17 protein-coding genes are annotated in these 21,822 nt (G+C 71.5%); 7 read left to right on the forward strand and 10 right to left on the reverse strand.

The genetic code is table 11. The annotated features are described in order from the left end of the window. The first annotated feature begins 73 nt into the window (after window positions 1-73). The 3 genes from paaZ (at window position 74) to LUM46_RS25910 (ending at window position 3,346) form a co-directional block, all read left to right on the forward strand. Window positions 74-2,149, forward strand: a complete 2,076-nt coding sequence (gene paaZ / locus LUM46_RS25900) for a phenylacetic acid degradation bifunctional protein PaaZ (protein ID WP_374727030.1) — start codon at window positions 74-76, stop codon at window positions 2,147-2,149. 95 nt (window positions 2,150-2,244) lie between these two features. Further along, window positions 2,245-2,892 (forward strand): TetR/AcrR family transcriptional regulator, encoded by a 648-nt coding sequence (locus LUM46_RS25905; protein ID WP_274998131.1) that lies wholly within the window; start codon window positions 2,245-2,247, stop codon window positions 2,890-2,892. A gap of 4 nt (window positions 2,893-2,896) precedes the next feature. Further along, window positions 2,897-3,346: a PaaI family thioesterase gene (locus LUM46_RS25910; RefSeq protein WP_274998133.1), complete on the forward strand. Its 450-nt coding sequence runs from the start codon at window positions 2,897-2,899 to the stop codon at window positions 3,344-3,346. A 243-nt stretch (window positions 3,347-3,589) separates the two neighbouring features. On the opposite strand, the gene LUM46_RS25915 is transcribed toward LUM46_RS25910, so the two are convergent. From LUM46_RS25915 to LUM46_RS25930, 4 genes are all read right to left on the reverse strand, one after another. Then, a complete protein-coding gene (locus LUM46_RS25915; RefSeq protein WP_274998135.1) occupies window positions 3,590-5,365 on the reverse strand; it encodes an HNH endonuclease signature motif containing protein in 1,776 nt (591 codons plus the stop codon). Window positions 5,366-5,674: 309 nt separating this feature from the next. Further along, entirely contained in the window at window positions 5,675-7,087 is a 1,413-nt protein-coding gene (locus tag LUM46_RS25920; protein ID WP_274998136.1) for a dihydrolipoamide acetyltransferase family protein, read from the reverse strand. Next, complete coding sequence (locus LUM46_RS25925) at window positions 7,084-8,088, reverse strand: alpha-ketoacid dehydrogenase subunit beta (RefSeq protein ID WP_274998137.1); 1,005 nt, start codon at window positions 8,086-8,088, stop codon at window positions 7,084-7,086. The genes LUM46_RS25920 and LUM46_RS25925 overlap by 4 nt, the downstream gene beginning before the upstream one ends. Further along, window positions 8,085-9,164, reverse strand: coding sequence for a thiamine pyrophosphate-dependent dehydrogenase E1 component subunit alpha (locus tag LUM46_RS25930; RefSeq protein ID WP_310243137.1), 1,080 nt, complete (start codon window positions 9,162-9,164; stop codon window positions 8,085-8,087). The genes LUM46_RS25925 and LUM46_RS25930 overlap by 4 nt, the downstream gene beginning before the upstream one ends. A gap of 161 nt (window positions 9,165-9,325) precedes the next feature. On the opposite strand from LUM46_RS25930, the gene LUM46_RS25935 reads away from it, so the two are divergent. Then, window positions 9,326-9,802, forward strand: coding sequence for an Lrp/AsnC family transcriptional regulator (locus LUM46_RS25935; RefSeq protein ID WP_274998140.1), 477 nt, complete (start codon window positions 9,326-9,328; stop codon window positions 9,800-9,802). A gap of 65 nt (window positions 9,803-9,867) precedes the next feature. Next, window positions 9,868-10,287, forward strand: a complete 420-nt coding sequence (locus LUM46_RS25940; RefSeq protein ID WP_274998142.1) for an LIC_13387 family protein — start codon at window positions 9,868-9,870, stop codon at window positions 10,285-10,287. 91 nt (window positions 10,288-10,378) lie between these two features. On the opposite strand, the gene LUM46_RS25945 is transcribed toward LUM46_RS25940, so the two are convergent. Together LUM46_RS25945 and LUM46_RS25950 are read right to left on the reverse strand one after the other, a co-directional pair. Beyond that, window positions 10,379-10,753: a YciI family protein gene (locus LUM46_RS25945; RefSeq protein WP_274998143.1), complete on the reverse strand. Its 375-nt coding sequence runs from the start codon at window positions 10,751-10,753 to the stop codon at window positions 10,379-10,381. A 69-nt stretch (window positions 10,754-10,822) separates the two neighbouring features. Then, entirely contained in the window at window positions 10,823-11,200 is a 378-nt protein-coding gene (locus LUM46_RS25950; protein WP_274998144.1) for a cupin domain-containing protein, read from the reverse strand. A gap of 83 nt (window positions 11,201-11,283) precedes the next feature. Here LUM46_RS25950 and LUM46_RS25955 point away from each other — a divergent pair, with 83 nt between their 5' ends. Then, window positions 11,284-12,270, forward strand: coding sequence for an ArsR/SmtB family transcription factor (locus LUM46_RS25955; RefSeq protein ID WP_274998145.1), 987 nt, complete (start codon window positions 11,284-11,286; stop codon window positions 12,268-12,270). A 250-nt stretch (window positions 12,271-12,520) separates the two neighbouring features. Then, window positions 12,521-14,254: a ubiquinone-dependent pyruvate dehydrogenase gene (gene poxB, locus LUM46_RS25960; RefSeq protein ID WP_274998172.1), complete on the forward strand. Its 1,734-nt coding sequence runs from the start codon at window positions 12,521-12,523 to the stop codon at window positions 14,252-14,254. Between the two features lie 4 nt (window positions 14,255-14,258). On the opposite strand, the gene LUM46_RS25965 is transcribed toward poxB, so the two are convergent. From LUM46_RS25965 to LUM46_RS25980, 4 genes are all read right to left on the reverse strand, one after another. After that, window positions 14,259-14,888: a hypothetical protein gene (locus tag LUM46_RS25965; protein WP_274998146.1), complete on the reverse strand. Its 630-nt coding sequence runs from the start codon at window positions 14,886-14,888 to the stop codon at window positions 14,259-14,261. 278 nt (window positions 14,889-15,166) lie between these two features. Continuing rightward, on the reverse strand, window positions 15,167-19,498 hold the full coding sequence (locus LUM46_RS25970; protein WP_274998148.1) for a ThuA domain-containing protein: 4,332 nt from the start codon (window positions 19,496-19,498) through the stop codon (window positions 15,167-15,169). A gap of 140 nt (window positions 19,499-19,638) precedes the next feature. Then, window positions 19,639-20,511 carry a sugar phosphate isomerase/epimerase family protein gene (locus tag LUM46_RS25975; protein ID WP_274998149.1) on the reverse strand — a complete coding sequence of 291 codons (873 nt, stop codon included), beginning with the start codon at window positions 20,509-20,511 and terminating at the stop codon, window positions 19,639-19,641. A gap of 51 nt (window positions 20,512-20,562) precedes the next feature. After that, on the reverse strand, window positions 20,563-21,786 hold the full coding sequence (locus LUM46_RS25980; protein WP_274998150.1) for a substrate-binding domain-containing protein: 1,224 nt from the start codon (window positions 21,784-21,786) through the stop codon (window positions 20,563-20,565). Between the last annotated feature and the right edge of the window lie 36 nt (window positions 21,787-21,822).

Here is a 21,822-nt window from a genome sequence, read left to right on the forward strand (position 1 = left end):
CGGAGCGGGTTGCACAACGGCCCGGGGCTGACCGATGCCGATCACGACGATCAACGCCGATCGATGCGAGGGGATGCGCGCAGTGAGCACACAGACAGTGAGCACACAGCTGGAGAGCTACGTCGCGGGCCGCTGGTTCCGCGGGACGGACGGCGGCGAGCCGGTCCTGGACGCCGTGACCGGGCAGGAGGTCACCCGTGTCTCGAGCCACGGCCTCGACTTCGCGGCGCTGGTCACCCACGCGCGCGAGGTGGGCGGACCGGCGGTCCGGCGGCTGACCTTCCACGAGCGGGCGGGCCTGCTCAAGGAGCTGGCCCTGCACCTGGGCCGGCACAAGGACGACTTCTACGCGCTCTCCCTGCGCACGGGCGCCACCCGGCGCGACTCGATGGTCGACATCGACGGCGGCATCGGCACGATGTTCAGCTACGCGAGCAAGGGCAAGCGTGAGCTCCCGAACGACACCGTGGTGCTCGACGGCGCGCTCGAACCGCTCGGCAAGGGCGGCACCTTCGTGGGCCAGCACCTGTACACCTCGCGCCCCGGCGTCGCCGTGCAGATCAACGCCTTCAACTTCCCCGTCTGGGGCATGCTCGAGAAGCTGGCGCCCGCCTTCCTCGCCGGTCTGCCCAGCATCGTCAAGCCGGGCAGCCAGACGGCGTACGTCACCGAGGCGGTGGTCCGGCAGATCATCGCCTCCGGGATCCTGCCCGAGGGCAGCCTGCAGCTGGTCTGCGGCAGCGCCGGCACGCTGCTGGACGAGCTCGGCGAGCAGGACGCCGTGGCCTTCACCGGCTCCGCGCACACCGCCGCGATCCTGCGCGAGCATCCGGCCGTGCTGCACCGCGGCGTCCGTCTGGGAGTCGAGGCCGATTCCCTGAACTGCTCGATCCTCGGGCCCGACGTGACGGCGCAGGACGACGAGCTCGACCTGTTCGTCAAGGGCGTCGTCACCGAGATGACCGTCAAGGCCGGCCAGAAGTGCACGGCGATCCGGCGCGTCATCGTGCCCGAGCCGCTCGCGGACGCCGTGGTCGAGGCGATCAGCGCCCGCCTGGCCCGGATCACCGTCGGCGACCCCGCCGACGAGAGCGTCCGGATGGGCGCGCTCGCAAGCCTCGGCCAGCGCGAGGAGGTGCGCAAGGCCATCGAGGCGCTGCGCACCTCCGCCGACATCGTGTACGGCGACCCTGCCCACGTCGACGTCGTGGGTGCCGACGCCGAGCGCGGGGCGTTCCTCTCCCCGGTCCTCCTGCGGGCCCGCCCCGGCGCCGCCGAGCCCCACGAGGTGGAACCGTTCGGGCCGGTCGCCACCGTGCTCACCTACGGGTCGCTCGAGGAGGCGGTCGACCTCGCCGCCCGGGGAAGAGGCAGCCTGGTGGCGTCACTCGTCACCCACGACCCACAGGTCGCCCGCGACGTGGCCCGCGGGCTCGCCCCCTGGCACGGCCGGCTGCTGATCCTCGATCGCGACGACGCCGCCGAGTCGACGGGGCACGGCAGCCCCCTGCCGATGCTCGTGCACGGCGGCCCGGGCCGTGCCGGTGGCGGCGAGGAGCTGGGCGGCGTCCGCGCCGTGCTGCACCACATGCAGCGCACGGCGATCCAGGGATCCCCCGACATGCTCACCTCGGTCACCGGCCGCTGGACCCCTGGCGCGCGGCGCGCGGTCGACGGCGTGCACCCGTTCCGCAAGTCCCTGGCTGAGCTGCACATCGGCGACACCATCGAGACGGCGACGCGAACGGTCACGCTCGACGACATCAACCACTTCGCGGAGTTCACCGGGGACACGTTCTACGCGCACACGGACCCGGAGGCCGCCGCGGCGAACCCGTTCTTCGGCGGCCTCGTCGCGCACGGCTACCTGGTGGTGTCCCTGGCCGCCGGCCTGTTCGTGGACCCGGCACCAGGTCCGGTGCTGGCCAACTTCGGCGTCGACAACCTCCGGTTCCGCACCCCGGTGAAGGTGGACGACACCATCCGGGTGAGCCTGACCGTCAAGCAGATCACCCCGCGCACCACCGCCGACTACGGCGAGGTCCGCTGGGACGCGACGGTCAGCAACCAGGACGACGAGCCGGTGGCGACGTACGACGTGCTCACCCTCGTCGCCAAGACCGCTGGGGACACTGCCGGGGAGAACTGAGTGCGCAGGAGGCCCCATGGCGGTCGGATGGCGGTCCGGCGGCGGTCCGGCCGCGCCCGTCTGGGACGATCGCGCCCGTCTGGGACGATGAGGCCATGACCACAGACGCGACGTCGACGGGCGCGCCACCTGCCCGCCGCCCCCGCGGAAGGCCGGGCCACGACCGCGAGGCGGTGCTGCGGACGGCGATCGACCTCTTCAACCGGCGCGGGTACGACGCCACGTCGATCAGCGACCTGGCCGCGGAGCTGGGTGTCACCAAGTCGGCGGTCTACCACCACTTCGTCAGCAAGGAGGCGCTGCTGGCCGCTGCCCTGGACGAGGCGCTGGAGGGCCTGAGCTCGGCGGTCGAGGCGGCGTCCGTGGCGACGGACGGCGAGCCCAGCTCCGTGCGTCTGCGGACCACCGTCGAGGCGGCGGTGCGCATCCTCGCCGACAACCTCCCCGCCGTCACGCTCCTGCTGCGCGTCCGAGGGAACAGCGTTCTGGAACGGTCCGCGATGGAACGGCGCAGACACATCGACGAGCGCCTCGCCGTGCTCGTCCGGCAGGCCGCCGCGGAGGGTGACCTGCGCGGCGACGTCGACCCGGACGTCATCAGCCGGCTCATCTTCGGCATGGTCAACTCCCTCACGGACTGGTACCGACCTGGCGGGCCGATGGATGCGGACGCACTGGCCGCCACGATCTCCAGCGTGCTCTTCGAGGGTCTGCGGCCCGTGCCGGACGGCGTCGTACGGTGATCGCATGACCACTGACCGAACCAGTGACCGGACCAGTGACCGGACGGCCGGTGATCGCATGCAGGAGCCGTGGACGATCACCCTGGGCGCCCTCGACGAGAAGCTGGGCATCCAGGTCCTGGAGCAGTCGGCGCAGCGGGTCATGGCCACCATGCCGGTGGCGGGAAACACCCAGTCGCTGGGTCGCCTGCACGGTGGCGCGACCGCTGCGTTCGCCGAGGCGCTCGGCTCCTGGTGCGCACTGATCCACGCGAGCACGCTGGGCAAGGTGTGCGCGGGCGTGGACCTGAACATCACGCATCACCGGGGAGCGACCGACGGGATCCTGACCGGCACGGCGACCCCCGTCCACCTCGGCCGCACCATCACGTCGCACGAGATCGTCGTGACGGACGCACAGGACCGGCGCATCTGTACGGCGCGCATCACCAACCAGCTGATCGAGCCGCGCTGACGCGGTTCGCGTCCCGTCGGCGAAAGACCTGAGCCCGCACCGACCGCGAGTGTCGCGCCCCGACCTGGGCGTGCCCCTCCTGGGCCTCAGCCCGGCCTGAGCGAGCAGTCGGATATCGAGCGCCAGCCGGCCGGCCTGACTGGCGTCGATCAGGGCTGCCGGTCAAGCGACTTCGGGGACGACGACCTCGTGGTCGGTGACCCTGCGGTCGGTGACCCGTAGCCGGGCCTGCTGTCGGCCGGGTTAGGCGGCTTCGGCTTCTGATTGAGGCGGGGCTTCGAGGGCGTCGGGCAGGGTGATGCGGTGTCCGCGGGCGTCGGTGAAGGCCCACCCGGTCTCGATCAGGGCGCCGGGCGCGGTGGCGCTCGACGTGGTGGTGGTTTTGCCGGTCCAGTGCATGGTGATGCCTCGGGTGTCGACGAGCTGGTGGTGGTACCAGCACAACAACGCACTGTTGGACACGGAGGTGTCTCCACCGTGAGCCCAGTGAGTGACCGCGTGGTGCACCTCGCACCTCGATGGCGGCTGATCACACCCCGGGAAGACGCAGTGCTGGTCTCTGGCGATCACCGCTCGCCGCATCTGCCCGGTGACGGTGCGTTGTGCGCGGCCGACGTCCAGGACCGTGCCGTCGGGTCCGAACACGATCCGAGTGACCGCACTGTCACACGCCAAACGGCGCAGCAGTGCTCGTGGGGCGCGGTCACCGGTCTCGGTGAACACGGGGCCACCACCGGACAGCAGGCGGGACACCGTCACGGCGCCTCCAGTTGCTGGGCCTCTAGTTGCTGGGCCGGCGGCTGGCGGGTCTGCGTTCGTCGGAGCCATACCCGTGCTCGCGCCCGGTGCACCTGCACCTGCACCTGTGCTTGTGCCTGCGCTTGAGCCGGGTGCTTCTGCGCCGGGCGCGCGGCCGGGTGTGCGGCCGGGTGTGCGGCCTGGTGTGGTTTGTCCGCAGGTCAGGCACAAGCCTTCGCGGGTGCGGGTGGCCTGAGCGACCAGCTCGGTCCAGGACACCGTGACATTCAGGTGGGGCGGGATCGCCGCACCAGGAGACGCCTGGTTCGTGTCCAGAACCACCCGGGCGACGTCCGCCAGACCCTGTGCCCGGCGCTGCGTCGACGTGCGGGTGTCTTCCGCTGAGGGGGCGCCGAGGATCGCGTTGATCGCTGCGGTGACCAGGAGGCCGTGTTCGTCGGTCAGGAACCCTGCGAGGTGGTAGCCGCCGAAGGTTTTGGCCAGGTCGAGGAACTCGCCCAGAGCGGCCTTGTCGTCATCCACGTCATCCGTGTCGGGGTCGGTGATCGTCGCGAACCGGCGTGCCACGATCCGGAACTGGTCCGCGTTCAACGAACCCGCCTCCCGCAGGACCAGACCCTCACCCGTGACCAGCGTCCCGTCCGTGACCGCGTCCTCCAACACCTGGGTGATGAGCTGACGGGTGTGCTCCCCGTCGGGGTCCTCGGCCGGGTCGGGGAAGTCGACCGGCACGGTCTGCACGAACGCCTCCGGGGTCGTCCGCTCACCCGTACGGGTATCGATCAACCAGGCCAACGCGTCGGTGCGGGTCTCGCTGGTCGGGGCGACCTTGGTCATCACACGAGCATGGTCCGCACCGAGGGTGCCCGCGACCAGGCCTTCCCGGGTCCCAGGCAGCGCCGTGGCCAGGCGGCGGGCCATCGTCATGTCCTTACCCGCCGTCACCGCAGAGATACCTTCCCGGAGCCGTAGCCAGGTGGTGAACGCCCGCGCCATCCCACCTGAGCGCCAGGACCCGTCCGCCTCGATCCTCGACAGCAGGGTGTACCGCACACCGTCGAGGCGGCCGGTCATCCGGCGGATCCGGGTGTGCGCCTCCATCAACCGGCCCACGGTCGGCGGATCCCACCCGTCCAACACCTCCGGATCGGTCAGGACGGCGAGTTCGTCCATCACGTTCTCGAACCGGGCCAGTGTCTCCTCGATCGACTCGGCACTGGGCAGGCCACCGGCTGGCACGCCGTTCGTCGACTGCTCCACCGGACCCCACCCCCATGCCGCTCTAGTACTCGCGTCCTCGCTGCATCTATCGTCTCGAACGTTCGTACGTATCGCACGGCCAGAATCAAATCTGTGGATAACTCTTCGCGGCAGGCCCGTAGACCGCCCGTCCCGCAGGAACCGCAGGTGATCAGGCCGCACCCCCACCCCCATGTTTGGGCGAGCACCGCGAACTGGTGCAACCTGGCGTCAGGACGGTCGCTCGCGATCCCCACGGAGCCCCCCAGCCCACAGGCCAACAACCCCGCGCGGAGAGCGCCCCTGAGCACGCAGATCCGCGCCCCACCGTCAGAGCCGCACGATCGCCGCCAGCGGGTTCTCGATCGCGTCGGCGACGGAACGCATGAAGCCGGCCGCCGTCCCGCCGTCGCAGACCCGGTGGTCGAAGACGAAGGACATCTGCGTGATCTTGCGGGGCACGATCTCCCCGTCGACGACCCACGGCCGGTCGATGATGCGACCGAAGCCCAGGATCGCGACCTGCGGATGGTTGATGATCGCCGCGCTGCCGTCGACCCGGAAGCCGCCGTAGCTGTTCAGCGTGAAGGTCCCCGCCGTGAGCTCCTCCGACGTCGCCTTGCCGACGCGGGCGCGCGCGACCAGGTCACGGAGGGCCGCATCGAGCTCGACGGTGGTCATCTCATCGGCCCCGAGCACCGCCGGGACGACCAGGCCCTGCTCACCCTGGACGGCGATCCCGAGGTTGATGCGGTCGAACTCGACGATCTCGTCACGCTCCACGTCGAGCCGCGCGTTCAGCACCGGGTACTCCTTGAGGCTCGCGACGACGAATCGCGCGAGATGGGCGAGCAGCCCCGGCCCCGTGTCGGCGGGCGTACGGCTCGCCTCGCGCAGGTCCCAGAGCGCCGTCGCGTCGACGTCGACCCAGACGGTCGCCTCCGGGATCTCCGAGCGGCTCCGCGACAGCACCTTGGCCGCCGTCCGCTGGAAACCGCTGAGCGGGATGCGCCGCTCGCCGGGAACGTCGGGAACGCTGGACGCGACCGCGCCCGGCGAGGCGGACGGCGCAGCGGCACCCCGCGCAACGGCACCCCGCGCAACGGCACCCCGATGCGACGCGGGAGCCGCGTGCTCGATCGCCGACCGCACGTCGGACCTGGTGACGACCCCGCCGGCCCCGGAGGCCGCGATCGCGCGCAGGTCCAGCCCCGCCTCCCGGGCGAGCCGCCGGACGATCGGCGAGATCACCTTCACCGGGCGGTCGCCCGCGGTCGCGGCGACGACGGGCGACGTCGGCCGGGAGCCGCGCGGCCGACGCCGGCGACCCGAGCCGGCGTGCTCGGAGGTCCCGTACCCGATGAGCACGTTGCCGGAACCGGCCCGCTCCTCCTCGCGATACGCCTCGGCGGCCTGCTTGTCACCCGACCCACCCTTACCTTCAAGTTCAAGTGGAGGGTCAGACTCAGGGTCGGACTCGGGCCCGACACCCCCAGCACTCACGGTGATCAGCGGCTTGCCCACCTCGAGAAGGTCCCCCTCGGCGGCGTGCAGGGCGGCGACCCGGCCCGCGTACGGGCTGGGCACCTCGACCACCGACTTCGCCGTCTCGACCTCCACCACCGGCTGGTCGACGGCGACGGCGTCGCCCTCGGCGACCAGCCAGCGCACCACCTCAGCCTCGGTGAGGCCCTCGCCCAGGTCGGGCAGGAGAAAGGTCTGCTCCGTCGCCGTCGCGGTCATGCGTCCTCCCACTGGAGGTCGTCGACGGCGTCGAGGATCCGGGCGACCGACGGCAGCTGCACGTGCTCGAGCTTCGGCGGCGGGTACGGGATGTCGAAGCCGGTGACACGTCGCACCGGCGCCGACAGGGAGTGGAAGCAGCGCTCGCTCACCCGCGCCGCGATCTCGGACGCGACGCTCGCGAAGCCTGCCGCCTCCGCGATGACGACGGCGCGGCCCGTCGACTCGACCGCGGCGCAGACCGTCGCGTCGTCGAACGGGACGATCGAGCGCAGGTCGACGACCTGCAGGCTGCGGCCCTCGCGCGCGGCCTCCTCGGCGGCCTCCATCGCGGCAGGCACGGAGGGGCCGTAGGCGATGAGCGTGGCGTCCGTGCCCTGGCGCCGCACGACAGCCGTGCCGATCCCCGGCTCCCGGCGCTCGCCCAGGGCGACCTCACCCTTCGCCCAGTAGAGCTTCTTCGGCTCGAGGAAGACCACCGGGTCCGGCGAGGCGATGGCGGAACGCAGCAGCGAGTAGGCGTCCGACGGGTTCGACGGCGCGACGACGTGCAGGCCCGGCGTGTGGGCGTAGTAGGACTCCGACGAGTCGCAGTGGTGCTCGACCCCGCCGACGCCGCCGGCGTACGGGACCCGGATGACCAGCGGCAGCCCGACGCGGCCACGGGTGCGGTTCCGCATCTTGGCGATGTGACTGACCACCTGCTCGAAGGCGGGGTAGGCGAAGGCGTCGAACTGCATCTCGATCACCGGGCGCATGCCGTTCATGGCGAGGCCGACGGCGAAGCCCGCGATGCCTGCCTCCGCGAGCGGGGTGTCGACGCAGCGGTCCTCGCCGAACGTCGCGGTGAGGCCGTCGGTCACGCGGAAGACGCCGCCGAGCGGGCCGACGTCCTCACCCAGCACCAGTACTGCCGGGTCCTCGGCCATGGCGTCGTGCAGGGCGCGGTTGATCGCCTGCGCGGTGCTGAGCGTCTCGTGCGCCACGGCGGTCGTGGTCATCGGTGGGCCTCCGCTCGGCTCGGCTCGTCCTGGCTGGACTCGTCCCGGCCCAGCTCGTCGTGCACCAGCGCCAGCTGTTCGACGAGTTGCGGGGTCGGCTCGGCGTAGACGTAGCGGAACAGGTCGTCCGGGTCCGGCACGACGTCGTGGTTGATGCCGTCGCGCGTGCGGCGCGCGACCTGCTCGGCGGCGTCGGCGAAGGCGGCGGCGCGGGCATCGTCCAGGATGCCCTCCGCGCGAAGGTAGGCCTCCAGCCGCACCAGCGGGTCCTTGGCCACCCAGGCGGCGACCTCGTCGTCGGGGCGGTAGCGGGTCGCGTCGTCAGCGTTGGTGTGGGCCTGTATCCGGTAGGTGCGCCCCTCGACGAGCTGCGGTCCCTCGCCGGCGCGGGCACGCGCGACCGCCCCGGACAGGACGTCGAGGAGGGCCGCGAGGTCGTTGCCGTCGACCTGCTCCCCCGGGATGCCGTAGCCCACACCCTTGTGCGCCAGCGAGGGGGCGACCGTCTGCCGGGCCAGCGGCACCGAGATCGCGTACTGGTTGTTCTGGACGAAGAAGACGACAGGCGCCCGGAAGACGGCGGCGAAGTTCAGGGCCTCGTGGAAGTCGCCCTCGCTCGTGGCGCCGTCGCCGCACAGGGCGAGCACCACCGTGCTCTCCCCACGCAGCCGCGCCGCGTGCGCCACCCCGACGGCGTGCGGCAGCTGCGTCGCGAGGGGCGTCGTCAGGGGCGCCACACGACGCTCGTAGGGGTCGTACCCCGAGTGCCAGTCGCCCTTGAGCAGGCCGAGCACCTCGACGGGGTCGACGCCGCGCGCGACGGCGGCCGCGGTGTCGCGGTAGGTCGGGAAGAGCCAGTCTCCACCGTCGAGCACCTGTGCCGCGGCGACCTGGCACGCCTCCTGGCCATGGGACGACGGATAGACCGCCAGGCGTCCCTGCCGGACCAGCGCGCCCGCCTGGTCGTTGAAGCGACGGGCCGCGACCATGCCCGCGAGACCCCGGAGCAGCTCTTCGCCCGGGGGCAGGTGCGCCGTGCCGGCGGCTGTCGGACGGCCGTCCGGAGCGAGAAGCATGACCGGCGTCCTCGACGGCAACATGCGATCTACGTCACTTGTCATAGAGATATACTCGTCAAGGTTCTATTCGGAATCCATCAACGGCGAGGATCCGAGAAGCCGTCCAGCAATACGTGGGTAATGCGATCCAAATGTCCAGCAGCGAAGGGGCTGAGGGCATGGCCGCGAGACAAGTGGCACCAGGCCTCGACGACGTCGACCAGCGCATCGTCGACGAGCTGCGTCGCGACGGCCGCATGTCCATGCGATCGCTGGCCGAGAAGCTGCACATCTCGCGGGCGAACGCCTACGCGCGCGTGCAGCGGCTCGAGTCCAGCGGAGTCATCCGCGGCTACAGCGCGGACATCGACCCGGTGCTCGCCGGGCTCGGCACGTCGGCGTACGTCACGGTCAACCTGGAGCAGTCGGAGTGGCGTTCGGTCCGCGAGGAGCTGCGCACCCTGCGGGGCATCGACCACATCGGACTGGTCGGCGGGGAGTTCGACCTCGTCCTGCTCGTCCGCGCGCGGGACAACGCCGACCTGCGGCACCTGATCCTGGACCAGATCCAGGGCATGAAGGGGATCCTGAACACGCACACGCTGCTGGTGTTCGAGGAGCCGATCCCCGCCAGGCCCTGCCTCCCCGAGCATTGACATACATTGCTGCATGTATGTAGGTTCCGCTCACGGCAACTGACCGAAACGGAATCGAGGACCTGATGCAGCTGACGGCGTTTCGAGTCGGTGCGGCGGCGTGGATGCTCACCGGCGTCGCACACACAGTCCTGGAGTTCGCCCTGCCCGGCGACCCGGACCTGGCCACGGCGCTCCGTGCCTCGTCCCTGGAGGTGGGGCCGATCTCGCTCAACGCGTTCCTGTTGATCCGTGGTGTGAGCGTCTCCATGGGCCTGGCGATGGTCGTCGTCGGGCTCCTGTTGTGGATGATCGCTCGTGCTTTCCGGACCGAACCGCACCGGGCGCGTCCGTTCGGGGCAGTGGCACTGATCAGCACCGTCCTGGCGCTCGGCCTGGCCGTCGTGTGGGTACCCGGCCCTCCCGTGGTGACCTTCACGGTGGGGACCGTCGCGTTCGTCGTCGCGCTGGCAGCGAAGGGTGCGCGCCCCAGCGGCCCCCGATGACGACGCCCCAGGACCGGAGCACCAGGACCGGAGCACCAGGGTTCGCGTCCGGCCCGTCGCCGTCGTAGACCGCCGGGTCGGGGAGCGTCGCCTACTGGGGCTCCTCCTGCAGCGCGCGCACCTCGATGCGCGACTGGAGGGCCTTCGAGCAGTGCTCCGCCCACCCGAGCGCGGTCTCCTCGTCGGCGACGTCGATGATCCAGAACCCGCCCACGTAGGCGGGCGCGTCCACGAACGGCCCCGGGATGCGCTTCGGCTCACCATCGGTGGCGTCGACGGTCGTCGCCGTCGACGGCGGCATGAGCCCGCCCGCGGTGACGAACGCTCCGGACTCGTTCAGGGCCGTGTTGAACCCGTCGACGGCGGCGATCATCGCCTCCAGCTCGGCAGGATCCATCTCCTGCATCGACTCCATCGTCGGTTCGTCGGCCGTGTCGTGCGGGATGGTCAGGAAGTACTGGGTCATGGAACTGCTCCGTCCTGTTCGGTCGAGCTGACTCGTGGTGATGCGGACGAGACGAGGCAAGGAAGCTCGTCAGGCCTCGGGGGCGAACTCCTGGATCATCACCGGAGAGGCGTGGATGCACACGATCCGGAGCGTCCCGGAACCGGTGTTGGTGAAGCGGTGCCAGGTGTCGGCGGGGGCCACGGCGGTGTCGCCGGCACGGGCCACGAACGCCTTGTCGCCGACGACGATCGTCGCCTCGCCCTCCAGCACCGACCACGTCTCGTCGTAGGGGTGTCGGTGCAGGCCCGGGCCCTGGCCAGGGTCGGAGGTGACGAGGAAGAACGACACGTTCGACCCGTACGAGGCGCCCTCGAACCGGAGGGTGCGGCTGTCGCCGATGCGGATGCTGTCGGCGGGGATCGCCGCGGGGGCGGCGGCGGAGCTGGTTGCGGCGGAGACAGACATGGTGGGTTTTCCTTTCGAAGGAGGCTGCGTGCTGATGAGCGCTACTCTCCGCCGCCCGCACCCGCGCTGACTACGCTTTCGACGTGGATCGAAAGTTCGTCGAGTTCCGGCTCGGCTCCAGCGACATCTCCGCCGTGCGGTTCGGCATCTCCCCCGGCCACGAGCTGGTGCACGCCGTGCGCACCATCCTGCGCCCGCAGAGCGCACCCCTGCACTGGGGATGGTTCCGCAGCCTTCCGGCGAGGCCGTCGGAGGCCTTCCGCCTGATGGCCGTCATCAGCGGCGCGGAGGGCTACATGCCCGACTTCCTCACCGCCACCCCGTCGGGCGACATGACCCCCCAGGAGGAGGCCGGACGGCTGCGCGAGGTCCCCGACGAACGGCTCCAGTTCGACCTGCAGAAGATGGTGCTCCGCTCCACCGGCGCCCGGCAGCAGGAGATCCGCGACCTGATCGCCGCTCCGGAGCACGCCCGGAAGGTGATCGTCGAGGCCTGGCAGGAGGTCTGGGACGCGCTGCTCGCGCCCGTCTGGCCCCAGATGCTCCGCCTGCTGCGGGCCGACATCTCCGTCCGCGCACGCCGCAGCAGCGACACCGGGCTGGCGGAGATGGCCTCCACCCTGCACTCCACGGTGACCTGGGCAGACGAGATCGTGCGCGTCGAGATGCGCCGCCACGAGGAGGTGGTCGACTGCGGCGGCACCGGCCTCGTGCTCGTCCCCTCGGTCATGATGGCCACCCGCGGCTGCGCCGTGCTCACCGAGCGCCCCGCACAGCCGACGATCTTCTACCCCGCCCACGGCGTGTCCGAGACCTGGCACCGCGACGGCGCCGACGCGCTCGCCGCACTCACGGCCCTGCTGGGGGCGACCCGCGCCCGACTCGTCCTCGAGCTCCAGCAGCCGCTCTCGACCTCCGAGTGCGCCGCCCTGACCGACCTCGCGGTCTCCACCGCGTCCCACCACCTGACGGTGCTGCGCGACGCCGGGCTGATCGACAGCCGCCGCAACGGCGTCCGTGTGCTCCACACCCGCACGCCGCTGGGCGAGGCGCTCGCCGGCGTCGGGTAGCCGCGCCGCGCGTCGGCGCCCGGCTGCGGGCGGACCAGGCGGCCTCGTCGGTGATCCGTCGCGCTTGGCACACTTTTCTTGCGAGGGCTGGGCACGAGGGCCCGACATGAGGAAGCACGTCATCGCCGGTAACGTCGCTCGGGCAGCGCACGACGCGGCGAGCGGACGAGCGGCTGAGGAACGCGTCGCGGACCGGCACGCACGCCGGTCCGCGGACCAACCGACCGAGGCAGGCCAGGAGGCGCACCACATGACAAATGTCGCCGAGACGATGGTCGAGATCATCAAGGACGCCGGCGTCGAGCGGGTCTACGGCCTGCCCGGTGACTCGCTGAACGGGTTCACCGACGCCATCCGCACCAGCGACGGCGTCACCTGGCAGCTCGTGCGGCACGAGGAGGCGGCCGCGTTCGCCGCGGCCGCCGAGTCCGCGCTGACCGGCGAGCTCACCGTCTGCGCGGGCAGCTGCGGACCGGGCAACCTGCACCTGATCAACGGCCTCTTCGACGCCCAGCGCAGCCGGGTGCCCGTGCTCGCGATCGCCGCACAGATCCCCGGACCGGAGATCGGCAGCAACTACTTCCAGGAGACGCACCCCCAGGACCTGTTCCGGGAGTGCAGCGTCTACACCGAGCTGGTGAGCATGCCCGAGCAGCTGCCGCGCGTGCTCGAGATCGCGATGCGTACCGCGGTCGAGAAGCGGGGCGTCGCCGTCGTCGTCGTCCCGGGCGAGATCTTCCTGGCCGAGACCGCGGGCCGCAAGAAGTCGGCGCCGATCCGGGCGACGCGGAGCGTGGTCCGCCCCGGTGACGACGAGCTCAGGCAGGCGGCCGAGATCCTCAACTCGGCGAAGAAGGTGACCATCCTGGGCGGCGCGGGCACCGAGGGTGCCCACGAGCGTGTGCTCGCGATCGCCGGGCGGCTCAAGGCGCCGGTCGTGCACGCGCTGCGCGGCAAGGAGTTCCTCGAGTACGACAACCCGTACGACGTCGGCATGACCGGGCTGCTGGGCTTCTCGTCGGGCTACCGCGCCATGGAGAGCTGCGACGCGCTGCTCATGCTCGGCACCGACTTCCCGTACCCGCAGTTCTACCCGTCGAAGGCGAAGATCGTGCAGGTCGACCTCCGGGGCGAGCAGCTCGGGCGGCGGACGCCGATCGACCTCGGGCTCGTGGGCGACGTCGGTGACACGATCGACGCCCTGCTGCCCCTGCTCGACGACCACACCGACCGCAAGCACCTCGACACCTCGCTCAAGCACTACACCAAGGCGCGGAAGGACCTCGACGACCTCGCCGACAACGACCGCAACCGCGAGCCGATCCACCCCCAGTACGTCGCGCGGCTGGTGAGCGAGCTGGCCAGCGACGACGCCGTGTTCATCCCCGACGTCGGCTCCCCCGTCGTCTGGGCGTCCCGCTACCTGGAGATGAACGGCAGGCGCCGGCTGATCGGGTCGTTCAGCCACGGGACGATGGCGAACGCCGTGCCGCACGCCATCGGCGCGCAGTCGGCGTTCCCCGCGCGGCAGGTGATCGCCCTGTCCGGGGACGGCGGGCTCAGCATGCTGCTCGGCGAGCTCCTGACGGTCCGGCAGAGCAAGCTGCCCGTGAAGGTCGTGGTGTTCAACAACTCGTCGCTGAACTTCGTCGAGGTGGAGATGAAGGCCGCCGGGTTCGTGAACTACGGCACGCAGCTCGACAACCCGAGCTTCGCCGACGTCGCGAACGCCATGGGCATCCACGGCCAGCGGGTCGAGCAGCCCGACGACCTGGAGGGCGCCCTGCGTGCGGCGTTCGACCACGACGGCCCGGCGCTGGTCGACGTCGTCACCGCCCAGCAGGAGCTGTCCATCCCGCCGGCGATCACCGCTGAGCAGGTCAAGGGCTTCACGCTCTACGCGATCCGCACGATCTTGTCCGGGCGAGGCGACGAGCTCGTCGACCTGGCCGACACGAACGTGTTCCGGCGGCTGTTCGACTGACCGCTCAGTGGTCGCCGTGCGGCAGCTCGGCCTCGCCCTCGGCGCTCATGCCCGAGTGCAGCGGCAGGAACGCGTGCAGGTGACCGCGGTCCGCCTCGACGTACTGCAGGTCGAGCTGGACCGCGGCCACCGCCCAGGCGTCCACGGCCCGCGTGCGCAGGCCGCCCGCGACGTCGTGGAGCCGCGCCGGGTCCTCCCCCGCGTCTTCCCCGCCGTCCGTACCTGCTGCCAGCTCGAGCACGTCGAGCGTGTCACCCAGCAGCCCGGTGGAGAGCATGAGCCCGTTGCGGACGATGTTGTGCTCGGACGAACCGGTGGGCAGCGCCTCCACGTCCGCAGCGACGTCGTCGACGACGTCGCGCCACTCCCCCAGCTCCGCCGACGTCGGTTCACCCTTCGCCACCTCGCCCTCCGGCGGCAGCGCCTCGTACAGCCCGTCCATCACGGGCAGCAGGCGCTCCTGCGCCGACACGGCGAGCTCGCCCGCCGCCGTCAGGTTCTCGACCGCCCGCTCCGCCTCCGCGGCCTCCAGCTCCGCCACCCGCGCGGGGTCGACGTCGAAGCCGCTCGACGACGGCGCCTCCCCCTCCCACGGGCGCACCACCAGCAGTACCACCGTCAGTACCAGGGCCACGGTGGCAACCGCCAGCGCGGCTGCCACCACGGCCCCCCGCCCCGGCCGCCGGCGCCCCACGGGCACCGGCGACCGGGTTCCGGGGCGGCCGGCACCGCCCCGGCTCGACGGACGTGCCGCAGCGCTCGGCCCGCGCCGCGGTGCGTTCCGCGGCCTGCTCCTCGTCTTCGGCACGTCCTTGCTCCTCTCTGTCAGGTGTCGCTGTCAGGTGTCGCTGTCAGGTGTCGCTGTCAGGTGTCGCTGTCAGGTGTCGGATCGCCCCTTCCGAGCCGCTGCCGCTAGCGGCAGCGCACGGCGTCGTAGGGCTCCTCGACCACCACCTCGTGCGGACCGTTCGTCGCGGTGACCGTGGCGGTCCCGGCGGCGACGGCCCGAGCTCGCGTCGCGAACTGGCGGGAGACGGTCTCCCCGGGCAGCACCTCACGGAACGTCTTGCTCCCGTGCGGGGTGCTGAGCACGAGCCGCGCCGGGTCGGCGCCGGTGTTGGTCGCGCTCACCGCCACCCGTGCCTGCGGGCCGGTGCACCGGGGCGCCGCCGTGACCTCGACCCGTGGCGGGTCGGGCTGGTCGTCGAACGTGAAGTCCTGGAACTCCACGGCACTCCGGTTCGACGCGCTGTGCGCGGTGACGAACAGCCCGACGTCCTGCAGGTCGGCAGCGCCCGGCAGGGCCTCCGGCTCGCCGATCTGCGTGAACGTCTCGCCGTCGGAACTCCGGTACGCCGTGTACCGGTCGCCGTCACGCACGAGCCGCACCCAGGCCGGGTACGCCGTCGAGCCGCCGCCCGACGACGTGACGAGCTGACCGGCGGCGTTGCCGCGCAACCACTCGAACCCGCCGCTCGGCCGGAGACCGAGCGCCGCGTAGCCCGGCGACGAGCCTGGCTGCGTGACGTCGTTGCGCACGATGATCCCCGCCTTGGCGGACCCGTGGGAGTTGCCCTGGCTGTTGATCCGCACGGTCGCCGTCCAGTGCCGGTCGGAGCCCTCGCGGAAGATCGTCGAGTACTCGTCGGTGCCCTGCCACATGTTGGCGCCGCCGGAGTCGATGACGTACCGCCCCGCGGCGAGCTGCTCGAACTCGCCGTCCGCGTTGCTGAAGGTGCGCATCCCGCCGAACACGTCCCCGACCTGCGCGACGACGATCCGTGAGGTGGTGGTCAGGCCGCGATCGTTGGTGGCCACGGCCGTCAGCTCGTACCGGCCGTCGGCGGCGACGTCCCACGACGCCGTGTACGGCGCTGTCTCGTCGACACCGATCGACGTCCCGTCGGCGAAGAACTCCACCTGGCTGACGGCGTTCTCCGCGTCGGTCGCCTCGGCGGCGACCTCCACCTGGCCGGGCTCGAGCTCCACACCACCCTCCGGCGACGTGATCGCCACCTCGGGCCGGGTCGTCTCGGCGGCGCCCTTCCCGACGGCCTCCACGAAGTTGAGCCGCCGCTCGCCCGGCCCGGGGAAGACCACGTAGAGCGTGAAGCTCTCCCCGGGGTCGTCGACGTCCACGCGGACGTCGGTGAAGTCGCGGACGCTGGTGCCCGCCACCTCGGCGGTACCGAGCAGCTCGCCGTCCGGCGCGCCCTGCCGCAGCTCGACCGTGCCGGCCGCGGCCGAGGCCACCCGCAACGTGAGGGCGTCCACACCCCGCAGGTTCACGGGGTCGTAGGACGCCCACGCCCCGTCGGCGCCGACGACGACCGACCCGCCACCCTCGACGTCCCGGCTGGGTGCCGTGGTCGTGCCCTCCGAGTCCGTGTGGAACTCGGCCTGGCGCTGCTTCGGGAACACGAGGGTCGTGTCCGAGCCGGTGAGCGACGGGACGTCCCCGGCGCCGCCGTCGTCCTCGTAGCGTGCGTCGAGCACGTAGAAGAGGTTGGTGTCCGCGCCGTGCCCGCCGCCGAGCGACGTCGTGACCGAACCCGTGCGGCCGTGGAGCGGCTCGGAGGGGTGCGAGTGCGCGTCGTGCCCCAGGGCGGGCTGGATGACCACGCGCTGGTCGTCGATCGCCGACCCGTCGGACGAGTCCTCGGCGTCGGTCACCGAGACGTCCCAGGGGATCGTGTCGCCGAACTCGAAGAACGAGCCCGTCGGCGGCAGCCCGAACTCGACCTCCGGCCGCGTGTTGCCCACGGTGATCGGCACCGTCGCCGTCCCGTCCTTGCCCGCCGGGTCGGTGACGGTGAGCCGGGCGTCGTAGACACCGTCCTCCGTGTAGGTGTGCGACGCCGTCGGCTCGGTCGAGTCGGTGGTGCCGTCCCCGTCGAAGTCCCACGCGTAGATGAGGTCCTCGCCCTCGGGGTCGGTGCTGTCCGTCCCGTCGAACGTCACCTCCAGCGGCGCGGTCCCGGAGTCCGGCGTCGCCCGAGGTACCGACTCGGGCGAGCGGGAGCCCGAGACGTAGTCGACCCGGTGCAGCCCGGAGCTCGGGTTGTCCCGGCCGAAGCCGCCGCCCCAGTCGAGCACGTACATCGCGCCGTCGGGCCCGAACTTCGCGTCGATCGGCGCGAGGAAGTCCTCGTCCGGCAGGAACCGGTTGACCTTCTCGACGTCGGTGGCGCCCGGCGCCGCCTCAGGATCGGTCGGTTCGACCGTGAACACCTGGTTGCGCGACCACTCGTAGAAGAACGCCTTGCCCTCGTAGTACGCGGGGAACTTGGTGTCCGACTCGAGCTCGGGGTCGTAGTCGTAGAACGGGCCGCCCATCGGCGCCAGGCCCCCGCCCTGGTTGATCCCGCCGGGCACCGAGGACCGCTGGTACCCATACCACAGGTCCGCCGGCTGGGCCGGGGGCAGCTCGGTCAGACCCGTGTTCCGGACCGAGTCGTTGACCGGCGCGTCGCAGTCGAAGAACTCGCCGACCGTGACCGGGCTGGTGCGGTAGTCGACGTCCCGGAAGGGCTCGTTGTTCCCCATGCACAGGGGCCAGCCGAAGAAGCCTGGCTCCTTGATGAGGTTCCACTCGGCGATGCCGGCCGGGCCGCGCTGGGCCAGGTTGTCGGTGTTGCTGTCGGGCGAGTAGTCGGCCACGCCGAGGTTGCCCGTGGCCGGGTCGATGGCGAACCGGAACGGGTTGCGGAAGCCCATCGCGTAGATCTCGGGCAGCGTCTGGTCGGCGGTGTCCTCGGACTCCGGGAACAGGTTGCCCTCCGGGACCGTGTACGTGCCGTCGTCCTCGGGGTGGATCCGCAGGACCTTGCCCCGCAGGTCGTTGGTGTTGGCGGACGTCGCCCGCGCGTCGTGGAACGTGCCGTCCCGCTCGGAGATCGGCGCGTACCCGCCCGACGGCTCCGAGTGGGGGTTCACGTCGTCGCCGACGCCGAGGTACAGGTCACCGGTCCGGTGGTCGATGATCAGCCCGCCGCCCGTGTGCCCGGGCTCGTCGGGCAGCCGTCGGGCCGGTACCTCCAGCAGCACCTTCTCGGACTCCGGGTCGATCACCGTCGACCCGGCGGCGCCGGTGGTGACGGTGAACCGGGAGAGCCGGTTGAAGAAGCTCTCCGGATCGGTGTCGTCCTCGGTCGCGGGCGACCAGTACTGGTACAGGTAGCCGTTCTCGGCGAAGTCCTCGTCGAGGGCGATGCCGAGCAGCCCGTCCTCGCCGCCCGAGTACACCGGGAGCGTCACGGCGGTGGACGTGGTCTGCGTCTCCGGGTCGAACACCCGGATCTGCCCGCGCACCAGCTCGGTGAAGAAGACCCTGCCGTCCGGCGCGACGTCGATCCCGAACGGCGCGCTCGTGTTGGTGTCCAGCGCGACCTTCTCGAACTGCCCCCAGTCGGTCCCGCCGCAGTCGCCCTCGGCCAGCCCCGCGGCCCACTGCACGCCGCCGACGATGTGCTGCACCAGGTCGGGCTCGTCCGTGTAGTGCGCGCCGAAGTGGCCCATGCCGGTCATCCACGCGCGACCGCCGTCGTAGTACTTGCACCACGAGATCGGGTGGTCGTAGCCCATCGCGTTGCTGCCCGGGTCGTACGTCGACTCGTCCATGGTGGCCAGCACGTGGGCGTCGCCCCGCACGTTCGTCGAGAAGTTGTACCACTCGTCCGCGCGGTCCCAGCGCTGCGGCAGGTGCTTCGTGGAGGGGTGCGTGCGGTCCTCGACACGGACCGTGCCCGGCAGGCCGGGACTCGATCCGGTGGCGGCATGACCCGGCATCAGCGAGCCGATCATCTCGTCCCACCAGGCATAGCTGCCGCGCATGTCGGTGGCGTTGTGGATGGCGACGATGCCACCACCCGCCTGCTGGTACCGCTCCATCGCGGCCTTCTGCTCCGCGTTCCACGGGTCGCCGGACGCCTGGAACATGACCAGGGCGTCGTACTGCGCCAGGTCGGAATCGTTGAAGACGGTCGGGTCCTCCGTGTGGTCGGACTCGATGCCCGCCTCGGCGAACGCCGCCTCGAGCACCGGGGTGCCCTGGGTGATCGCCTCGGCGTGCCGGTACTGCGTGGTGGCGGTGAAGATGAGGACCCGGCCCTCCTGCTGGGCCTCGGCAGCGGCGTGCGGTCCGTCGGCGGCCGTGGCCGGGACGGAGGCGAGCGTGAGCGCCAGTGCTCCGGCGGCGAGAGCCGCCGTGGATCTCCCCCAGCGGGGACGTCGTGGTGCGGTCATCGGGTTGCCTCCTGGGCAGATCGACGTGCGGACCCGTCGGGGGTGCCCCCGGCGGAGCGTGTTTCGTTGACCAGCCCGGCGTGCCGGCGCCGAGCACACGTGGCAAGTTCAGACTTCGGCGTGTGCGGGTCGGACCTGTGTCAGGGCATCAGTCCTCTCAGGTGGGCGAGGCCCTCGAGGGCGAGGGCGTCCTGGCTGGCGGCGAGCGGCCGCCAGATCGAGGCAGCGGTCGCGATGGTGGCGTTCTCGCCCGTGAACGACTCGATGACGAGCGGGCCGTCGTACCCGGCCTGCTCCAGCGCCGCGAGCAGCGCCGGCCAGCCGATGCCGTCGCCGCCGGGCGCTCCGCGGTCGTTCCCGCAGACCTGCACCGCGGCGATGCGCGCCCCGGCGCGCTCGACCGCGGCGGGCAGGTCCCGCTCCTCGATGTTCATGTGGTAGACGTCGAGCATCAGCCCGATCCCCTCGGCGGGCAGAGGGGTGACGATCGCGAGCGCCTGGTCCACCGTGTTGACCAGGCTCGTCTCGTAGCGGTTCAGCGGTTCGAGACCGACGACGACGCCCGCTGCGATCGCGTGCTCGACGACGGGCGCGAGGTTCTCGACGAGCTCGGCGCAGGCGTCGGCCCGCTCCTGCGCCGTCGTCCGCCAGGTGCGTCCCACCGACGCGTACGCCGGGCCGCCGATCACCCGCGCGCCCACCGTGTGCGCGGCGTCGACGACCGCGCGCAGGTAGTCCTGCGTCGCCCGCACGGTGCCCCCGTCCGTGGCGACCAGCTCGCGGCCCTCGCCCATGACGAGGGACACGCTCGCAGCCAGGCCGTGGTCGGCGAGCAGCCGCGCCGCGCGCTGCGGGTCCCAGTCGCCCAGGCGCTCCACGGGGAGCTCCAGGACGTCGAACCCCCAGCCCGCGACGCGCGGTGCGATCTCGGCGAGCGAGCGGTCGGTGAGCGGCGACGTCCACACCCAGGTGTTGACGCCGACCGGCCAGGTGGTCGCGGTCCCTGCCGGCACGGTCCTCGACGGCACGGTCCTCGACGGCACGGCTCTCGACGGCACGCCCATCTAGCGGTCCGTCCAGGCTTCGGGGTACCCGGGCAGGTCCTCGCCGCCGAACTTCGCGTAGTGCAGGGACGGCATGTCGGCGTTGGCCTCGAGGAACTCCGCGAGGTCGTCCTGCACCACCGGCTCCTGGGGCAGCACCCACTCGGACGGCACCTCCTCGCCGGCCCAGATCTTCTGCGCGGCGAGGATCGGGGTGCGCCACTGGAAGTTCGAGTAGACGTTGCCGATCGCCGTCATCCCCGTCTCGTCCCACTTGCGCAGGAAGCTCATCTCGTCCTCGCCGACGAAGACCGGGTACGGCTGGCCGGCGTCCTCGAACGCCTCGACCGCCGCGACGGCGCCGTCACCGGCGTCCATCCAGATGCCGTCGATCTCGCCGCGCTGGAGGTGCTGGGTGACGAGGTCCTTGATCTTGGCGCCGTCGCCGCCGGTGAACTCGACGCCGACCACGTCGATGTCGGACTCGGAGAAGACCTTGTCGGCCGCGGCCCACCGGTGCTCCAGCACGTCCACGCCGGGCAGGATGCGCAGCGCGAGGACCGTCGAGCCCGGGTCGAGGTTCTCGACCAGGAACTCGGCGCCCACGGCGCCGTAGGCGTAGCCGCCGATCGGGTGGATGAACGTGACCATGCAGTCGGTGTTCACGCCGCGGTCGAACACGATGACCGGCTTGCCGCTCTCGCAGGCCGCCTCCACGGCCGGGGTGAGCGTCGCGGTGGTGGACGGCGAGACGATGATCGCGTCGCAGTCGCCCGCCTCGACGAACGCCTGGATGTCGGAGATCTGCTTGTTGTCGTCGTCGGCCGCGTCCGACACCCGGAACTCGCCGATCACGCCCTCCTCCTTGAGCACCTCCACCTGCTGCTGCATGGTGATCCAGCCGGTCACCCGCCACGGGTTGGAGACGGAGGCGTTGGAGAAGCAGAGCGTCTTGTCGCCCCCCTCGCTCGCCAGGTCCGCGGTGTCCACGTACTCCGGCTCGATGGCTTGGAGCCACGGCTGGTCCGCCGGGCCCTCCGGCTCGACGTCACGCTGGGCCAGCTCCCGGTCGTAGTCCTCCTGGACGAACCACTCGCTCTCGGCGCCGGACTCGGCCGGCTCCTCCTCGGTCGCGCTCGTCTCGGCGGCCGGCGGCTGCTCGGTAGGGGCGTCGGTGGTGCAGGCCGTGAGCAGGAGCAGTCCTGCCGTAGCCGTGCCCGCCAGCAGTGCTCGGATCGGTCGCATGTCCATCCCCTTTGATGAGTGCGGGTCCAACGGTTG

Origin of the sequence: Promicromonospora iranensis (assembly GCF_028994805.1) — a bacterium.
Lineage (GTDB): Bacteria > Actinomycetota > Actinomycetes > Actinomycetales > Cellulomonadaceae > Promicromonospora > Promicromonospora iranensis.

Bases quoted from the DNA above. Each gene is read 5' to 3' on its own strand.
- paaZ (WP_374727030.1), top strand. From the start codon at position 74: ATGCGCGCAGTGAGCACACAGACAGTGAGCACACAGCTGGAGAGCTAC.
- LUM46_RS25905 (WP_274998131.1), top strand. From the start codon at position 2,245: ATGACCACAGACGCGACGTCGACGGGCGCGCCACCTGCCCGCCGCCCC.
- LUM46_RS25910 (WP_274998133.1), top strand. From the start codon at position 2,897: ATGACCACTGACCGAACCAGTGACCGGACCAGTGACCGGACGGCCGGT.
- LUM46_RS25920 (WP_274998136.1), bottom strand. From the start codon at position 7,087: ATGACCGCGACGGCGACGGAGCAGACCTTTCTCCTGCCCGACCTGGGC.
- LUM46_RS25925 (WP_274998137.1), bottom strand. From the start codon at position 8,088: ATGACCACGACCGCCGTGGCGCACGAGACGCTCAGCACCGCGCAGGCG.
- LUM46_RS25930 (WP_310243137.1), bottom strand. From the start codon at position 9,164: ATGCTTCTCGCTCCGGACGGCCGTCCGACAGCCGCCGGCACGGCGCAC.
- LUM46_RS25935 (WP_274998140.1), top strand. From the start codon at position 9,326: ATGGCCGCGAGACAAGTGGCACCAGGCCTCGACGACGTCGACCAGCGC.
- LUM46_RS25940 (WP_274998142.1), top strand. From the start codon at position 9,868: ATGCAGCTGACGGCGTTTCGAGTCGGTGCGGCGGCGTGGATGCTCACC.
- LUM46_RS25945 (WP_274998143.1), bottom strand. From the start codon at position 10,753: ATGACCCAGTACTTCCTGACCATCCCGCACGACACGGCCGACGAACCG.
- LUM46_RS25950 (WP_274998144.1), bottom strand. From the start codon at position 11,200: ATGTCTGTCTCCGCCGCAACCAGCTCCGCCGCCGCCCCCGCGGCGATC.
- poxB (WP_274998172.1), top strand. From the start codon at position 12,521: ATGACAAATGTCGCCGAGACGATGGTCGAGATCATCAAGGACGCCGGC.
- LUM46_RS25970 (WP_274998148.1), bottom strand. From the start codon at position 19,498: ATGACCGCACCACGACGTCCCCGCTGGGGGAGATCCACGGCGGCTCTC.
- LUM46_RS25980 (WP_274998150.1), bottom strand. From the start codon at position 21,786: ATGCGACCGATCCGAGCACTGCTGGCGGGCACGGCTACGGCAGGACTG.